The organism is Labrys wisconsinensis, from assembly GCF_030814995.1.
GTDB classification, from domain to species: Bacteria; Pseudomonadota; Alphaproteobacteria; order Rhizobiales; family Labraceae; genus Labrys; species Labrys wisconsinensis.
Genome location: NZ_JAUSVX010000009.1, coordinates 1 through 15,237 on the forward strand (window position 1 = coordinate 1; position 15,237 = coordinate 15,237).

12 protein-coding genes are annotated in these 15,237 nt (G+C 71.9%); 3 read left to right on the forward strand and 9 right to left on the reverse strand.

The window, feature by feature from the left end:
* The 8 genes from QO011_RS22085 to flgB form a co-directional block, all read right to left on the reverse strand.
* On the reverse strand, window positions 1-1,042 hold a 1,042-nt coding region (locus QO011_RS22085; RefSeq protein WP_307276524.1), incomplete at its 3' end, for a SpvB/TcaC N-terminal domain-containing protein.
* Between the two features lie 472 nt (window positions 1,043-1,514).
* Window positions 1,515-4,085: a cell cycle histidine kinase CckA gene (gene cckA / locus QO011_RS22090; RefSeq protein ID WP_307276527.1), complete on the reverse strand. Its 2,571-nt coding sequence runs from the start codon at window positions 4,083-4,085 to the stop codon at window positions 1,515-1,517.
* Between the two features lie 107 nt (window positions 4,086-4,192).
* Window positions 4,193-5,269, reverse strand: coding sequence for a flagellar biosynthesis protein FlhB (gene flhB / locus QO011_RS22095; protein ID WP_307276530.1), 1,077 nt, complete (start codon window positions 5,267-5,269; stop codon window positions 4,193-4,195).
* 2 nt (window positions 5,270-5,271) lie between these two features.
* The gene (fliR, locus tag QO011_RS22100; protein ID WP_307276533.1) at window positions 5,272-6,036 is read right to left on the reverse strand and encodes a flagellar biosynthetic protein FliR; all 765 of its coding nucleotides are present in this window, start codon (window positions 6,034-6,036) and stop codon (window positions 5,272-5,274) included.
* A gap of 9 nt (window positions 6,037-6,045) precedes the next feature.
* Complete coding sequence (fliQ, locus tag QO011_RS22105; RefSeq protein ID WP_307276535.1) at window positions 6,046-6,312, reverse strand: flagellar biosynthesis protein FliQ; 267 nt, start codon at window positions 6,310-6,312, stop codon at window positions 6,046-6,048.
* Between the two features lie 133 nt (window positions 6,313-6,445).
* Window positions 6,446-6,763, reverse strand: coding sequence for a flagellar hook-basal body complex protein FliE (gene fliE / locus QO011_RS22110; protein ID WP_307276538.1), 318 nt, complete (start codon window positions 6,761-6,763; stop codon window positions 6,446-6,448).
* 87 nt (window positions 6,764-6,850) lie between these two features.
* Window positions 6,851-7,261 carry a flagellar basal body rod protein FlgC gene (gene flgC, locus QO011_RS22115; protein WP_307276541.1) on the reverse strand — a complete coding sequence of 137 codons (411 nt, stop codon included), beginning with the start codon at window positions 7,259-7,261 and terminating at the stop codon, window positions 6,851-6,853.
* Window positions 7,262-7,263: 2 nt separating this feature from the next.
* A complete protein-coding gene (gene flgB / locus QO011_RS22120) occupies window positions 7,264-7,671 on the reverse strand; it encodes a flagellar basal body rod protein FlgB (protein WP_307276544.1) in 408 nt (135 codons plus the stop codon).
* 231 nt (window positions 7,672-7,902) lie between these two features.
* Here flgB and QO011_RS22125 point away from each other — a divergent pair, with 231 nt between their 5' ends.
* From QO011_RS22125 to QO011_RS22135, 3 genes are all read left to right on the forward strand, one after another.
* Entirely contained in the window at window positions 7,903-9,615 is a 1,713-nt protein-coding gene (locus QO011_RS22125; protein ID WP_307276547.1) for a flagellar biosynthetic protein FliO, read from the forward strand.
* Entirely contained in the window at window positions 9,612-10,373 is a 762-nt protein-coding gene (fliP, locus tag QO011_RS22130) for a flagellar type III secretion system pore protein FliP (RefSeq protein WP_370881996.1), read from the forward strand. Before QO011_RS22125 ends, fliP begins: the two co-directional genes overlap by 4 nt.
* A 68-nt stretch (window positions 10,374-10,441) precedes the next feature.
* Window positions 10,442-11,605: a benzoate/H(+) symporter BenE family transporter gene (locus tag QO011_RS22135; RefSeq protein WP_307276550.1), complete on the forward strand. Its 1,164-nt coding sequence runs from the start codon at window positions 10,442-10,444 to the stop codon at window positions 11,603-11,605.
* A gap of 11 nt (window positions 11,606-11,616) precedes the next feature.
* Here QO011_RS22135 and QO011_RS22140 read toward each other — a convergent pair whose 3' ends face one another.
* Window positions 11,617-15,156, reverse strand: a complete 3,540-nt coding sequence (locus tag QO011_RS22140) for a hypothetical protein (protein ID WP_307276553.1) — start codon at window positions 15,154-15,156, stop codon at window positions 11,617-11,619.
* Window positions 15,157-15,237 lie beyond the last annotated feature (81 nt).

Sequence of the window (15,237 nt, forward strand, 5' to 3'; positions counted from 1 at the left end):
GGCTGCCGCCGGTCTTGATGCTGATCGCGGTGAGGCGGCGCTGCAGCGTTGCGAACGACAGGCCGGTCGCGAGCGTCAGTTGCGCCTTGGCTGGCGCGTTCTGACGATAGAAGGTGATGACAGTGCCGTTATAGCTGATTGTGCTCGGCCAGCACACCGGCAGCGTATCGCAGGCATAGCTGTAGGTCACGGCGTTGCCGTGGGTGTCGGTCATGCTCTGCAGCAGCCAGCGCGCATTGGTTGCGAGGTCCGGCAAGGCCGGATCGGCCGTGCCCCAGGTCGAGACCGGCGCATAGGTCAGCGTGGTGCCGTTGCGTCCCGTCACCGTCCAGGTGTTGGCATTGGCGTCGCGCTTGACGCGCACGAAGCTCTCGACCCGGGTGACGTAATAGGTGATGCCGCTGCCCGCGGTCGCCGTGGCGCAGGCAGCGCTGATCGTGCCGGCGGTGTCGCAGGGCAGGAGGTCGGCCCCGTCGAGGGTGTAGACGAGGTCGGTCTGGTCGCCGAAGCGCGGTGCGCCGCCCCGCGAGGTGCGCACGATGTCGGACAGGCCGGCAAGGCCGAAGCCGGTGCCGGTGAACCCGGCCCAATAGCCGTTCGCCTGCGCTCCCGCATTCGAGTTGTAGACCAGCGCCAGCTTGGGCTCGAGGCCGTGGAAGGCCGGCACCGCGATGGGCACGCGCTGCGTGAACGAGCCGGTGAAGGGATCGGGCGCGCCTTTGCCCGCCAGCTCGCTGGTGCTGGCATAGGCGGTGGTCGGATCGGGGTCGGGCGTGGCCGCAGCCGCTGCCGGCGCGGCAGCCGCATCGGGCTGCGCGGCATCGGCCGCGGGCGCCTCCGTCTGAGGGTCAGCCGCCGGCGGCTGCGTGGTGGGGTCGGATGACGGAGGATCGGCCGTCGTGGTCTCGGCTTCAGGCTGCGCTTGTGCCGTGATCGCAGCCGGCTGACCGCGCAGCGGCGTGAGCGGCGACGGGCCTGCAGTCGTTGCCGGCGTGGCTGCCGAAGCCGCCGGCTGCGCCTTGGTCGGATCTGAGACCGGCACCGGCGGCGCACCGGCCGATGCGGACGGCGGCGCCAGGGACGCCAGAGCGACGATGCTCGATGCAGAACTCGGCGAAGATGCCCCGCCTGCCCTTTCCGTCGCCCTCAGGGGCGTCGGCCACGCGGACGCACAAGTCACCGCCGCAGCCAGCACAATAGCCGCGCCGACCCGCAAGCGGGCCGCACCCCCAGCACCGATCATGAAGCTCCCCCGAGCCCACGCCGGGATCTTCCGGCGAATCTGATCTGACGTTAGGTCAGCGACAGTATCGTGACAACCCCAAATTGTAGGCAGATACCCGGAGCGACCGAACACCTATTCATCGTACCAGGCGCGATGCTCCCAGAAGGTCACCATACACTGGTGAATCGAACTGCCGGCTCTGTTAACAGGTGGCGACGCCCCACCTCATAAAGCCCCGCAGCCCTGCGCCACGATACGCCCGACCCGCGGCCAGCGTGGGCCACAGTGTCTACGCCACCATGTTCGACTTCACCGCCTCGACCAGCTGCTTCATCGAGAAGGGCTTGGGCAGGAAGGCGAAGACCTCGCCCTGCGGCATGTTGCGCTCGAAGGCTTCCTCGGCATAGCCGGAGACGAAGATGATCTTGGCCGTGGTGTTGCGCTTGCGCAGCTCCTTCAGCAGGGTCGGCCCGTCCATCTCCGGCATGACCACGTCCGAGACCACAAGATCGACCTGGCCGCCGGCCTCCTCCAGCAATTGCAGCGCGTCGATGCCGGAGCTCGCCTCGATCACCTCGAAGCCGCGCGCCACCAGCGTGCGGGCCGAGAGCGCCCGCAGCGCCTCCTCGTCCTCGACCAGGAGGATGCGCCCGCGCCCGGTGAGGTCGGTCATCTCCTTGGGCTTCGGCGCCGTGGCCGGCGCGCCCGCCGGCGCCGCGGCTGCGCCGCCCTCGGCCGCCGCCGGCTGCGCCGCCTCGACATGCCGCGGCAGGAAGATGCGGAAGGTCGTGCCCTTGCCCTCGACCGAATCGACCAGGATCCATCCGCCGGTCTGCTTGACGATGCCGTAGACGGTGGAGAGGCCGAGGCCGGTGCCCTTGCCGACCTCCTTGGTGGTGAAGAACGGCTCGAAGATCTTGTCCATGATCGCGGCCGGGATGCCGGTGCCGCTGTCCTCGACCTCGACCACGACATAGTCGGCGCGCGGCAGCTCGTTCTTCTCGTAGGCCGCCGTCTCGGCCGCCGCCACGTTGCGGGTGCGGATCAGCACCTTGCCGCCATTGGCCATGGAATCCCGCGCATTGACCGCGAGATTCATCACCACCTGCTCGAACTGGTTGACGTCGGCCTTGACCGGCCAGAGGTCCCGCCCGTGCACCACGTCGAGCGCCACCTTCTCGCCGAGCAGGCGGCGCAGCAGCAGCGACAGGTCCGAGACCGCGTCGTTGAGGTTCAGCACCTGCGGGCGCAGCGTCTGGCGGCGCGAGAAGGCGAGCAGCTGGCGCACCAGGTTGGCCGCGCGGTTGGCGTTGCTCTTGATGGACATGATGTCCTGGAACGCCGGGTCGCCCGGGCCGTGGCTGGCGATGAGGAAGTCGGCGGCCAGCATGATGGCGCCGAGCACGTTGTTGAAGTCGTGCGCGACGCCGCCGGCGAGCTGGCCGACGGCCTGCATCTTCTGGCTCTGGGCGAACTGCTCCTGCAGGGCGCGCTGCTCGGTGGTGTCGACGACATAGACGATCGCCGCCTCGCGGTCCTCTTCGCCCGCGTCGACCGGCGCGAACCAGAAGCGGGCGGAGCGGGCGGCCTCGCCGGCCAGCGTCGCCTCCAGCGGCTCCAGGCCGCCATGGCCGGCCGTCGCCTGCTTGAGCAGGCCGCCGAGCCCTTCGCGCTCGCGCTCGGCCACGCCCTCGACCAGGGGGCTGCCCTGGGCCTCGCCCCGGAAGGCGCCGCGGAAGAGCCGCATGAAGGCCGCGTTGGTGCGGATGACGCGGCCGTCCTTGTCGACGGTGGCGATGGCGAGCGGGCTGTTGTTGAAGAAACGGGCGAAGCGCACCTCGGCGGCGCGCAGCCCCTCCGACACGTCGCCGCCCGGCCCGCGATAGATCACCAGCGTGCGCGAAGCGCCGGGATGGCCGTCGGCGGAGAAGGCCACCTTGTGGAACAGCCGCACCGGCAGGATCGTGCCGTTGCGCCGGCGCAGGTCGACGTCGATGATCTCGGTCTTGACGCTGCCCGGCTCGCCCGGGGCGGCAGCGATCAGCGCGCCGGTATTGCCCGGCAGGATGTCGGTGAGCTTCAGCCCGCCATTGCCGAACTGGGCGAGGTCGAAGTCGAGCCAGCCGGCGAGCGTGGCGTTCATGTAGGCGATCTCGCCGGAGGGGTCGGCCGAGAAGAAGCCGGCCGGCGCATGGTCGAGATAGTCGATGGCGTGCTGCAGCTCCAGGAAGGCGTTCTCCTGGCGCTCGCGCTCGCGGGTGATGTCGGCGACGGTCCACACCACGTCGCGGGCCCCGGAGGCGCGGAGCATCGGGCGCACCCGCACCCGGTACCACGAGGCGCCGCCGGCCGGCGGCGTGGCGGCGATGCGGAACTCCTCGGTCAGCGTCTGGCCGCCGCGCGCCGCCTGCGCCAGGCGGTAGACCGGCTCCGACACGTCGGGGTCGCCGGTGAAGGCGCGCTCGACCGGGCGCACGTCCTGCTCGCCGGTGGCGCCGGTCATGGCGAGATAGGCCGCGTTGGCGTAGACCACCCGGCCGTCCTTGTCGGTGACGACCAGCCCCTCGGGCGAGCCGTCGGCGATGGCCTTGGTCAGGTCGTTGCGCACCTGGCCGTCCTGGCCGAAATGCATGAAGCCGAAGGCGTGCATGCACAGCGACACCACGCCGACCGCCGCCAGGATCGCCAGGAGCCCGAGCACCAGCGATTCCGCCTGCTCCTTGGCCAGGAAGGTCGAGGCGGCCAGCGCCGCCAGCAGCGCCGCGGCAAGGACAACGACGAGCACAGGCTTGATCCTGCTCGCCCGCTCGCTGCGGTCGATGGCGAAGCCTTGGCCGCCACCGCCCTCGCCGTTCGCCATGACCGATCCTCGCCGCCGACGTTCCAGGGATATCCGCGAGACCATGATTCGTCGCGGCGCACCGAAATACAATGCTGGGCAGTTATCAGGACAAGATTCAGAATGGGTTAAGCCGGACGCCAGGCGCGGCGGGCCTTCAGCTTCATCACATAGGAGATGACCTCGGCGACCGCCCTGTAGTGCTCGCCCGGGATCTCGCGGTCGACGTCGACGGTGGCGTGCAGCGCCCGCGCCAGCGGCGGGTTCTCCACCACCGCGACGCCGTGCTCGGCGGCGAGCGCGCGGATGCGCAGCGCCACCGCGTCGACGCCCTTGGCGACGCAGACCGGCGCGCCCATGCCGGCCTCGTATCGCAGCGCCACGGCATAATGGGTCGGATTGGTGATGACCACCGAGGCCTTGGGCACGTTGGCCATCATGCGCTTGGAGGCGCGCTGGCGCCGCATCTGCTTGATCTTGGCCTTGATCTCCGGATTGCCTTCGCTCTGCTTGAACTCTTCCTTGAGCTCGTGGACGGTCATGCGCTGGCGCTGGTACCAGGAATGGCGCTGGTAGACGAAGTCGGCCAGCGCGACGAGGGTGAGGATGGCCAGCGCCGAGGCGAGCAGGCGGACGATCAGGTCGAAGGCGAAGGGCGCGATGGTGGCGACGTCGGCCGAGAGCAGCCCGGCCACCGACGCGCGTTTGGGCCACAGCACGAAGACCAGCACGGCGCCGACGATGGCGAGCTTGGCCAGGCCCTTGCCGAAATTCACCCAGGCGGCCATCCCGAACAGGCGCTTGAAGCCGGCGAGCGGCGAGATCTTCGACAGTTTCGGGGTGATCGGGTCGTAGCTCCACACCAGGCGGTGCTGCACGGCGTTGCCGGCGACGGCGGCGATCATCAGCATGAGCAGCGGCAGCCCGATGGCCGCCAGGGCCGCGATCAGCAGCTGGCGCGCCGCCGCGGTCAGCACGGCCGCGTCCAGGCTGATGCGGCCGGCATTGGCGAGATAGCCCTTGAGGGCGAGCGTCAGGTCGAAGGCCGCCCCCTTGGCGAACAGGAAGAAGGCGAGCGTGCCCGCCCCCAGCACGAACCAGGTGCCGAGCTCCTGGCTCTTGGCGACGTCGCCGCGCTCGACGGCCTGGTCGAGCTTCTTCTGGGTCGGGTCGAGCGTGCGTTCGCCGGCATCGTCCTCGGCCATGTCTAGCGCGTCACGAAGGCCTGCAGGCCGGCCTGCAGGTAGCCGAGCCAGACCAGCATCATGGTGGCGACGACGAAGGCGAACAGGAGGAGCCCGAGCATGATCGTCGCCGGCAGGGCGATGAAGAACACCTGCATCTGCGGCATGAGCTTGGACAGCACCGCCAGCCCCGCATTGAAGATCAGGCCGAACACCAGGAACGGCGCCGAGATCTGGATGGCGATCCTGAAGGCACCGGCCACGGTCTGCAGGATCATCTGCGCCGCGTCGCCCGCGTTGGGCAGCGTGCCCGGCGCGAACAGGGTATAGCTGTCATAGAGAGCCGCGATGACGAGATGGTGCAGGTCGCTGGCGAAGATCAGCGTCACGGCGAGGAGCGCCAGGAAGCCGGAGAAGATCGCCCCCTGCTGGCCCTGCGTCGGATCGACGGTGGTGACGAAGCCGAGGCCGAGCTGGTTGGCGATCACCGTCCCGGCGGTCTGCAGGCCGCCCATCAGCATGCGCCCGGTGGCGCCGATGACGAAGCCGACGGCGAGCTCGCCGGCGAGCAGGCGCAGCAGCGCCGGCAGGGTCATCTCCACCCGGTAGGCGTCGCTCACCAGCGGGAAGAACATCAGCGTCAGCGCCAGCGCGATGGAAAGGCGCAGGCGCTGCGGCACGCTCGTCTCGCCCAGCCCCGGCATCAGCATGACCATGGTGCCGATCCGCGCCATCATCAGCATGAAGACGGCGGCGATGCGCGGCAGGAGGTCCAGGGTCAGCGTCATGGCGCGAGGCTAGCCTCCCGCCGCGATCCGCGCGGCGACGCGCGCCATGTAGGCGCCGAGCGCGTCGCTCATGAACGGCAGCATCAGCACCAGCGCCAGGAACATCAGCAGGATCTTGGGGACGAAGGCGAGCGTCTGCTCCTGGATCTGCGTCAGCGCCTGCAGCAGCGAGATGGCGACGCCGACCACCAGGCCGACGATCATCATCGGGCTCGCCACCTTGAGCAGCGTCAGGATGGCGTCGCGGGAAATGTCGAGGATTTCGGGGCCTGTCATGGGGTCGTCCCGGGAGCGCGGAGGCAGTTCGGTTGGAGCACCGCGACGGTGCGGCGCAGGGGTCGGCGAGCGTCCCGCCCTAGCCCGGCGCGAATCGCCCGCTCCCTGGCCGAACCATAGGTGTCCACGCGCCTCAGATCGACATGCGCATGATCTCCTGATAGGCGGAGATCACCCGATCGCGCACGCTGACCAGGGTCTGCATGGCCGTCTCGCTCTCGGCCACCGCGGTGACGATGTCGATCATGTCGGTGCGCCCGGCGGTGGCGTTCATCGCCGCCGTGTCCGCCGCCTGCCCGGTCTGGCTCACCGTTCCCAGCGCCTGGCTGAGCAGGCCGGCGAAGGACGTCTCCGGCGCCGCGGCTGCGGCAGCCGGCTTGAGCGCGGCGGCGCCACCGAGTTTCTGGGCCGCCGCGGCATAGGCGCCGGCGGCGAGAGCGGGAGCCGTCATTGCTGAACTCCTTCGGGCGGATGGGCCGTCGCGGCCTGGAGGGAACGAGGTCTGCAGGGTCGGGGCGGCGAAGCCACGAGAAGCTGCTTAGCCGCGCAGGATGTCGAGGGTGCGGGCGATCATGCGCCGGGCGGCGCCGATCACGTTGAGATTGGCTTCGTAGGCGCGCTGCGCCTCGCGCATGTCCATCTGCTCGATCAGCGGATTGACGTTCGGCATCTTGACATAGCCCTGCGCGTCGGCGGCCGGGTTGCCCGGCTCATATTCGGTCCGGAAAGCGGAGGCGTCGCGCCGGACGCGGCCGAGCCGCACCACCTGGGCGTCGAGATCGCGGTCGATCTCGGTGCCGAAGGTCGCGACCTTGCGCCGATAGGGGTCGCCGCCCGGCGTCGTCGCGGTCGAATCGGCATTGGCGAGATTCTCGGCGATCACGCGCATGCGGCCGGATTCGGCCTTGAGCCCGGACGATGCGATGCCGATGGCGCGGGTCAGATCCATGCTCAGCCTCCCTTCACGGCCATCTTCAGGAGACCGAGGCTCTTGGTGTAGAGCAGCGACGCCACCTGATAGTCCTGCTGCGTCTCGGCCACCTTGGTCATCTCGTCCTCCAGCACCACCGAATTGCCGTCGGGCGTGGTCTCGAAGGTCTTTTCGCGCGCCGCGCCGAAGCTCTGCTCGTCGCCTTGCCCGGTCGAGATGTGCATCGGGCTGGTGCGCATGGCGGTGACGGCCCCGGTGGAAACCCCGCCGGCGACGAGATCGCCGAAGCCCAGCGGCTTGAGGTCGCGCTCGCGATAGCCGGGCGTCTCGGCATTGGCGACGTTCTCGGCCAGCACCTTCTGGCGCGCCTCGAGCCAGCGCATCCGCGTCTTCAGCATGTCGACGAGCGGAATATCTGCGAAAGCCATGCCCCCTCCTCGCCGCATCCGGCCATGATCCGGCAGGCAAAATTTGCCGGGCACATGGTTAATGCCGAGTTAACCCCGGGGCATCTGTGCTGTCCCGTCTGTGGACAAGGGTCTTACGGACGGGCGATTCTTCGTGTTTAAGCATCTGCTGGAACGTCGACGAAAGTCGGTGCGCAAAAAAGCCGAGCTTTCCGTCTATGCGGCGGATGGCCTGTTCGAGGACGCGTGGCGATGGATTTGTTGGATTCACTCTTCGGCACCAACGTGCCGACCGCGGCGAAGATGCTCATCGCATTCGCCGTGATCTTTGCGCTGCTGGGCATCTTCTGGTTCGTCATGCGCTTCCTGATGCCCGGCCCCCGCGTCGGGGGTGCCGGCGGCCGCGGCCGGCAGCCCCGACTCGGCGTGCTCGACGCGCATTCGGTCGACGGCCGGCGCAAGCTGGTGCTGATCCGCCGCGACAATGTCGAGCATCTCATCATGATCGGCGGTCCCAACGACGTCGTGATCGAATCGACCATCCCGCGCGCCAAGCCGCCGCAGCAGCAGACACGCCCCGAAGGTGCGGCGCCAGCCGCCCCCCTGGAGATGCCGGCCGCCGCCAGGGTCGAGCGGCCGATCGAGAATGGTCCGCCGGAGCGGCCGGCCGAGGCGCCGCGCCGTCCGGCCCCGCCGCTGCCGCCGGTCGCGCCGCCGCAGCCGATCGTGCCGCCGCAGCCGGCCGAGCCGGTGGCCGTCGAGCCCAGATCCGAGCCGGCACCGCTCCGTCGCCCGGAAGCCCCCGCGCCGATCGTCGACACGGCCGACCTCGAGGCCGCGCTCTTTGCCGACGAGGAGCCGCCGGTGCCGCCCGTCCCGGCCCGCCGCGAGCCTCGCCCGGCCGAGCCCGCGCCCGACTCCTTCGAGGCCCTGCTCGCCGACGATTTCGATGCCGAGCCGGCAGCCCCCGAACCGCCGAAGGCTGCCCCCGCTCCCCCGCCGGTCCAGCCCGCGGCCGAGGCGCCCAGGCAGGCGCCCTTCCGCCCGGTGGCCATGCCGCCGGCAGCGCAGCTCGCCTCGGCCCAGCCGACGCCCGTTCAGTCGGCGCCGGTCCAGCCGCCGGCGGCGGCCCGCCCGGCCCCGCCGGAGCCGCAGCCTCCCCGCCCCGCGCCCGTCCAGCCCGCGCCTGTTCAGCCGGCGCCGGTGCCACCTCCGCCGCAGGCGGCCCGCCCGGCCCCGCAGCCGCCCGAACCGCAGCCGCCGCGCCCGGCGCCGGTCCAGCCGCCGCGTCCGGCTCCCGCCCCGGCCAAGCCCGAGGAAGAGGCCGCCGCGCCGGTTCAGCCTCAGCCAGCGCCGACGCCGGCCCGCCCGCTACCGGCCCAGGCCGCGGCGCCGCAGGCGCGGCCCGCGCCGCCGGCACGCCCGGTCCCGCCGCCCCGGCCGGTCGCCCCCAGGCCCGCGCCCGTCCAGCCGAATGGCCAGAAGCCGGCCGTTCCGCCGAGGCCGCCGGCAGCCAGGCCCGCCGCCCCGGCCCGCCCCGCGCCGGAAGCACCGGCACGCCCGCCGCAGGAACCCGCGCCGGCGCCTGCCCGCCCGGCGGTTCCCGAACTGCGCCTGCCGGAGCTCAAGTTGCCGGACCTGAGGCTGCCGCAGCTGCGGCCGGTGCCGCCGGCCGCCGAGCCGGAGCCGCAGCCCGAGCCGACCGAGCCCGCGGCCGCAGCGGCGCCGGGGCCCGAGGCCGCAGCGGAACCCGCCCCGCCCCGTCCCGCCCCGCCGCGCCCGGCCCTGCCGCCGATTCCGCAATTCCGTCCCGAGCCGCGGGCGGATGCCCGTGCCGAGCCGAAGCCGGAACCCGCCAAGGCCGCGCCGCCGCCGCCCGCCGCGCCGGAGCCCGATCCCTTCGCCAGCCTCGAGGAGGAGATGGCGAGCCTGCTCGGCCGCATGCCCGGCTCGCCCAAGTCGTGATCGGGCTGCCGGATCGGCCCGTCGCCTGCGGCGGCCGATCCGCCCTGATCGGCCTTGCGACGCTGCTCGCCGCCGGCGGATCGGCTGCGGCGCAGAGCGTCACCCTGTCGCTGCCGGAGGGAGCCGGCGTCACGGAGCGCGCCCTGCAGCTGGTCGCGCTGGTCACCATCCTGTCGATCGCCCCGTCGATCCTGGTGATGGTGACGTCCTTCACCCGGATCGCGGTGGTGCTGTCGCTCCTGCGCACCGCCATCGGCACCAACACCGCCCCCTCCAACGCCGTGATCCTGTCGCTGGCGCTGTTCCTCTCCGCCTTCATCATGGCGCCGACCTTCCAGACGGCCTACGAGCAGGGGATCCAGCCCTACATCGCTCAGCAGATCGACCAGACCCAGGCGCTCCAGCGCACCACCCAGCCCTTCCGCGAGTTCATGCTGAAGAACGTCCGGGAAAAGGACCTGGCGCTGTTCCTCGACATGGCCAAGGAGCCGCGCCCCGACACGCCCCAGGACGTCAGCCTGCGCGTGCTCGTCCCGGCCTTCATGATCTCGGAGCTGCGCCGGGCCTTCGAGATCGGCTTCCTCCTGTTCCTGCCCTTCCTGATCATCGATCTCGTCGTCGCCTCGGTGCTGATGTCGATGGGCATGATGATGCTGCCGCCGGTGACAGTGTCGCTGCCGTTCAAGCTGATCTTCTTCGTGCTGGTCGACGGCTGGAACCTGGTGGCGGGATCGCTGGTGCAGAGCTTCGGCAATTGACAGGGGCGGCCGCGCCCGGCACACAAGACCCCCTCCCCGCCGACCGCCTCCCCGAGCCTTGTCCGCCCATGCGATCCGACGTTTCCGCCCAGTCGATCGGCATAGGCCTGCTGGTCGTCATCGTCGGCTATGCCAGCACGGTCGCCGTCGTCATCCATGGCCTTTCCGCCGTCGGCGCCAGCGAAGGCCAGATCGTCTCGGGCCTGGCCGTGCTCTGCCTCGCCATGGGCCTCGGCGGCGTCGCGCTCAGCCTGGCCACGCGCATGCCGATCTCGGTGGCCTGGTCGACCCCGGGCATGGCGCTGCTGGCCACGCTCGGCACCCTGCCCGGCGGCTTCCCCGCGGCGGTCGGTGCCTTCATCGCCACCGGCGTGCTGATCATGCTGACGGGGCTGTGGACGCCGCTCGGCCGGCTGGTCGCGATGATCCCGCGGCCGGTGGCCAACGGCATGCTCGGCGGCATCCTGCTGAAGCTGTGCCTGGCACCCTTCGTCGCGCTGACCGAGGCCCCCGGCGTGGCGCTCGTGGTGATCGCGGTCTGGGTGGTGGTCGGCCGCTTCTGGCGGCTGTGGGCGGCGCCGGCGGCGCTGGTCGTCGCCCTCGGCGCCCTGGCGCTGACCTCGCCCGGCGGCATTTCCTATGCGGTGGCGCCGCATGTCGAATGGGTGACGCCGGTGTTCGACTGGCAGGCGATGATGTCGATCGCGCTGCCGCTCTTCGTCGTCACCATGGCCTCGCAGAACATCCCGGGCCTGACGGTGCTCTCCACCTTCGGCTACCGCCCCGCGACGCGTCCGATCTTCCTTCTGACCGGCGCCGCCTCCGTGGCCGGCGCCTTCTGGGGATCGCCGACCGTCAACCTCGCCGCCATCACCGCGGCGCTGTGCGCCGGACCGGACGCCCATCCCGACCATGCCAGGCGCTACGTCGCCGCCGCGGTCGCCGGCTTCGCCTATGTCGGATTCGCGGCTCTCGCCGGCGTCACCACCGTGCTGGTGACCCATGCTTCGCCCATCCTGGTGGAAGCGGTCGCCGGCCTCGCCCTCACCGGCGCCTTCGGATCGGCCATGCTCGCAACGGTGCAGGAGGAGAAGGAGCGCGTGCCGGCGCTGATGACCTTCCTGGTCACAGCCTCCGGCTACAGCATCTTCGGCATCGGCTCGGCATTCTGGGGCCTGATCGGCGGCGTCGCCGTGCACCTCGTCACCACCGCCGGCAGCCGCAAGGCCTGAGAGCGCCCGCCTCAGCCGGCGCCCGGCGCGGCGGGATCGACCAGGGCCGCGGCGGGCTTGGCCGGCGCGCTTGGCGCGCCCATGTACCGGGCGCGATAGTCGCGCAGGAAGGCGTCGAGCGTGTCGGACGCGGCGATCTCGCGCGCAATGTCGGAGAACTTGCCGCCCCGCGATTCGATCGGGGCGGTCACGGTCTCGAAGCTGGCGGCGTCGGCGGAATCGGCCATCTTGGCGGCGAACTTCGTGCGCAGGCGGTCGAGCCCGATCCGGTCGTCGGCGAGGGAATAGGCGATCGCCGCCCGGAGCGCCGCGCCGCGCTGCATCTCGTTCAGCGGTTCCGGCCCCTGCCAGCAGTCGCCGAGCTGATTCTCGATCGCCGCCGCCGCCGCCGGCCAGCGGCGGGCCTGCCACAGGATGTCGGCCCTGAGGCGCGGCACCTCCGGGCTGTCGAGCTGGTCGAGAATCTCCAGCGCCAGGTCGGGGCGGGCCGTCTCCGCCAGGGCGCGGGCCTCGAGCAGCAGGCGCGACGTGGTCAGCTCCCGCGGCAGGTCCGACTGGCGCGTCGCCGACAGCGCCTGCAAGGCCCTGCCCGGCTTGCGGTTCATCAGCTCGATCATGGCCAGCTTGGCCGCCACCTGAGCCCGCGCCGCCCCGGTGAGGCGATTGTCGATCTGGTGCTGCAGCAGCGCCGCCGCCTGGTCGAGCAGGTCGACCTCCACCAGCCGGTCCGCCAGCTTGCGGATCATCTCGTCGCCGCGCCGGTCGCCCGGAGTGAGGTCGCGATAGTCGTAGAACAGGGCGAGCGCCTCGACCGGCGGCAGCTTGGCGGCGCCGTCGGCGAGGAACAGCTCGATGAAGCGCCGCTGCATCCGGTCCTGCATGGCGCGCGTCGCGTCGGAGCCCGGGAAATGCTCGATCGCCACCTGCATGGCGTCGAAGGCCTGCCGGTCCTTGCCGGCCTTGAGATATTCCTGGGTCAGGGCGTCGAGCGTCTGCGCCTCGACCTCGTCGCCGCGCCAGGTGGCGGCCAGCGTCTCGAGGCCGTCGAGCAGGACCTTGTCGTCGATCTCCCTGAGGTCCCGGCGCAGCGGCAGCGACCGCAGCCGGGCTTCGGCGGCGACCGCCGGCGCCGGGCCGTCCGCGACGCGCCCGTAGAGCGCGAGGGCCTCGCGCTTGTGGCCGGTAAGCTCGGCATAGCGGGCATCGAGCAGCGCGCGCCGCGGCCCGATGGCGGCGGCGACATCGAGGGCGTCGAGGGCCTGGCGCTGCGCCGTCGCGTCGGGCATGTCGCCCATGGCGATCGCCGCCTCGTAGGCGCCGAGCCGGAAGCGCGCCTGCACCGGCTTGGGATAGAGGCCGACGGCGCTGTCGCCGAACAGGAAGGCGTCGTGCGCCGCCTTGGGATGGTGGCCGGCCAGCTCGGCGAGGCCGTGCCAGAGCGCGCCTTCGGCCGAGGCGGCCAGGCCGTGGTCGGCGAGGATGGCCGTCGCCTCCTCGCCCCGGCCCATCAGCACGCGGGCGGCGGCCTTCAGCAGCGCATATTCGCGGTTCTGCGCGGCGTTCTGGTCGTCGGCGCCGGCGACGTCGAGCACGGCGGCAGCCTCGGCGCCGAACTCCTTGGCGAGATAGAAGCGGGCGAGGTCGATCCGGGCGGCAAGCCGGTCCTGGTCCGTCGCCTCGGCCGCCGCCGCGATCAGCGCCTGCTCGCGGGCCCGGAAGGGCGCCTCGACCTCCTCGGCCCAGCGGCCGGTGTCGACGACCGAGCCGCGGCGCGGCCGGTCTTCCCCGGCGGTCGCGCCATCGCCCGATACGGTCAGGCCGCCGTCGCGGCGCACGATGACCGTGTCGATGCCGGCGGAGACCACCACGTCGTCGGAAACCGGCACGAAGGCGAGGCCGTGCGCGGTCACCAGGGTGCGGAACTCGACAAAGCCCTGCGGCTTCAGGAAGCCGCGCGCCGGCGGCGGCGCCGTCGCCACGAACACGGTGTCGCCGACATCCGGATCCGCGATCCGATGCACGGCGCCGACGCCGTCGAGCTCCGCGGTCACCGAGGCACGGCCGGCGGCATCCGTGACGCGCTTCAGCGCCACCGGCTGCGCCGCCCCGAGAATGTCGTCGCCGATCGAGACGATCCAGCCCGTGCCGTCGGGCGAGGTGGTGACGAGCGGCGAAACCTTGAGCTTGAGGCGGACGATCACGGCGCCGTCCGCCGCCGTCGCAGCCGCATCGGCGACGACGTCCTTGGCCGCGGCGGCGATCGCGCCGACGTCGACCTTGCGGTCGGTGTCGAACACCAGCCACAGCGTGTCGCCGCGCCGGTAGACCGCGCCGGGCGTCTGACGGTCGAAGGGAAAGCCGAGCCGCACCGTCCGTCCGTCGAGCTTGACCGTCGGCTGCAGCGGGCCGGTCGCCCGCGGCGCTGCAACCGGCGGCGGCGCAGCGGGCTGGGCCGGCGGCGAGACGGGCTGGGCCGGCGGCGGCGCGACGGCCTGCGGCTGCGGTGGCGCCGCCGCGGGACGCGCCGGCGCCTGGACCGCCGGCGGCGACGAGGAGGCGGCCGGGACGGTTTCTGGTTCGGCGATCACCGGCCGCATCGCTGGCGGCGCGAGGGCGGCGGTCGATGCCAGCGTGGTCGTGCCGCCGTCGCCGGGCTCGTCCTGCGCCAGGCCGGCGAGCACGGCCGGCAGCCCGGCCGAGCCGCCGATGGCCCCGGTGAGATCGACGACATAGTCGCTGCCGTCCCAGAAGGCGCGAATGTCGGCGCCCTCCCCAACCTGCAGCTTGACGGTGAGGCGCGCATCCCGCGCCTCGGCGTCGATCGCGGTCAGGCGCGGCGGCAGCTCGGCCTTGACCGGCGCGAGGTCGATCTTCAGCGCCGCGTCGAAGGTGACCTCGACCGACTGCCCGGCGCGTGCCAGCCGCACCGGGACCGGCGCCTGCAGCCGGAAGGCGAGCCGCGTGAAGGTCGGCTGGCGGCCGATGCCGAGCTCGAGCGGCCGGGTCTGGCTCCTGGCGAGGGCGATGCGGGCCTGCTCCTCCTGCCGCAGCCGCTCCGCCTCCCGCGCCTTGGCCGTCAGCTCGGCGATGATCTCCGGCGGCAGGCTCGGCGGCGGCCCCTGCCAGCTCGCCGGCAGGAGGTCGACGAACAGGCGTTCGCCCGCCGGCATGGCGTGGACGGTCAGACGCTGGGCGAGCGCCAGGCGGATGGCCCGGCCGTCCGGATCGAGCCGTGCGCCCGAGACATAGTCGGAGACGGCCGCGGCGACGCCGTCGACCGGCACCTTCACCTTGCCGGCGAAGTCGATGACCAGCACGCCGTTGGCGACCCTCGTGGTCGCGTCCGGCATGTGGCCGAACTGGAAGATCAGGCGCGCATGACCATCCGCGGCGCTCGCCTGGACCGCGCCGGTCGAGACCGGGTCCTGCGCCGCCGCCGGGGCATGAGCCAGCGCCGCGCACAGGACGAGGCCTGCCAGCAGCAGGCGCACGGGCCCGCGCGCAAAGCTGCGCATCGAGACCCCCTGGCGCGGTGCGGCGCGGTCGATCATGCCATCCCTCGGATCGCGGGCGAGGCGCCGTCGGCGCCCGTCTCCGACCGGATCCGGGATCGGCGACCTTTCAACCCTAAG

Excerpts from the sequence above, each read along its gene's own strand:
- cckA (WP_307276527.1), bottom strand. The coding sequence starts at position 4,085 with ATGGCGAACGGCGAGGGCGGTGGCGGCCAAGGCTTCGCCATCGACCGC.
- flhB (WP_307276530.1), bottom strand. The coding sequence starts at position 5,269 with ATGGCCGAGGACGATGCCGGCGAACGCACGCTCGACCCGACCCAGAAG.
- fliR (WP_307276533.1), bottom strand. The coding sequence starts at position 6,036 with ATGACGCTGACCCTGGACCTCCTGCCGCGCATCGCCGCCGTCTTCATG.
- fliQ (WP_307276535.1), bottom strand. The coding sequence starts at position 6,312 with ATGACAGGCCCCGAAATCCTCGACATTTCCCGCGACGCCATCCTGACG.
- fliE (WP_307276538.1), bottom strand. The coding sequence starts at position 6,763 with ATGACGGCTCCCGCTCTCGCCGCCGGCGCCTATGCCGCGGCGGCCCAG.
- flgC (WP_307276541.1), bottom strand. The coding sequence starts at position 7,261 with ATGGATCTGACCCGCGCCATCGGCATCGCATCGTCCGGGCTCAAGGCC.
- flgB (WP_307276544.1), bottom strand. The coding sequence starts at position 7,671 with ATGGCTTTCGCAGATATTCCGCTCGTCGACATGCTGAAGACGCGGATG.
- QO011_RS22125 (WP_307276547.1), top strand. The coding sequence starts at position 7,903 with ATGGATTTGTTGGATTCACTCTTCGGCACCAACGTGCCGACCGCGGCG.
- QO011_RS22135 (WP_307276550.1), top strand. The coding sequence starts at position 10,442 with ATGCGATCCGACGTTTCCGCCCAGTCGATCGGCATAGGCCTGCTGGTC.
- QO011_RS22140 (WP_307276553.1), bottom strand. The coding sequence starts at position 15,156 with ATGATCGACCGCGCCGCACCGCGCCAGGGGGTCTCGATGCGCAGCTTT.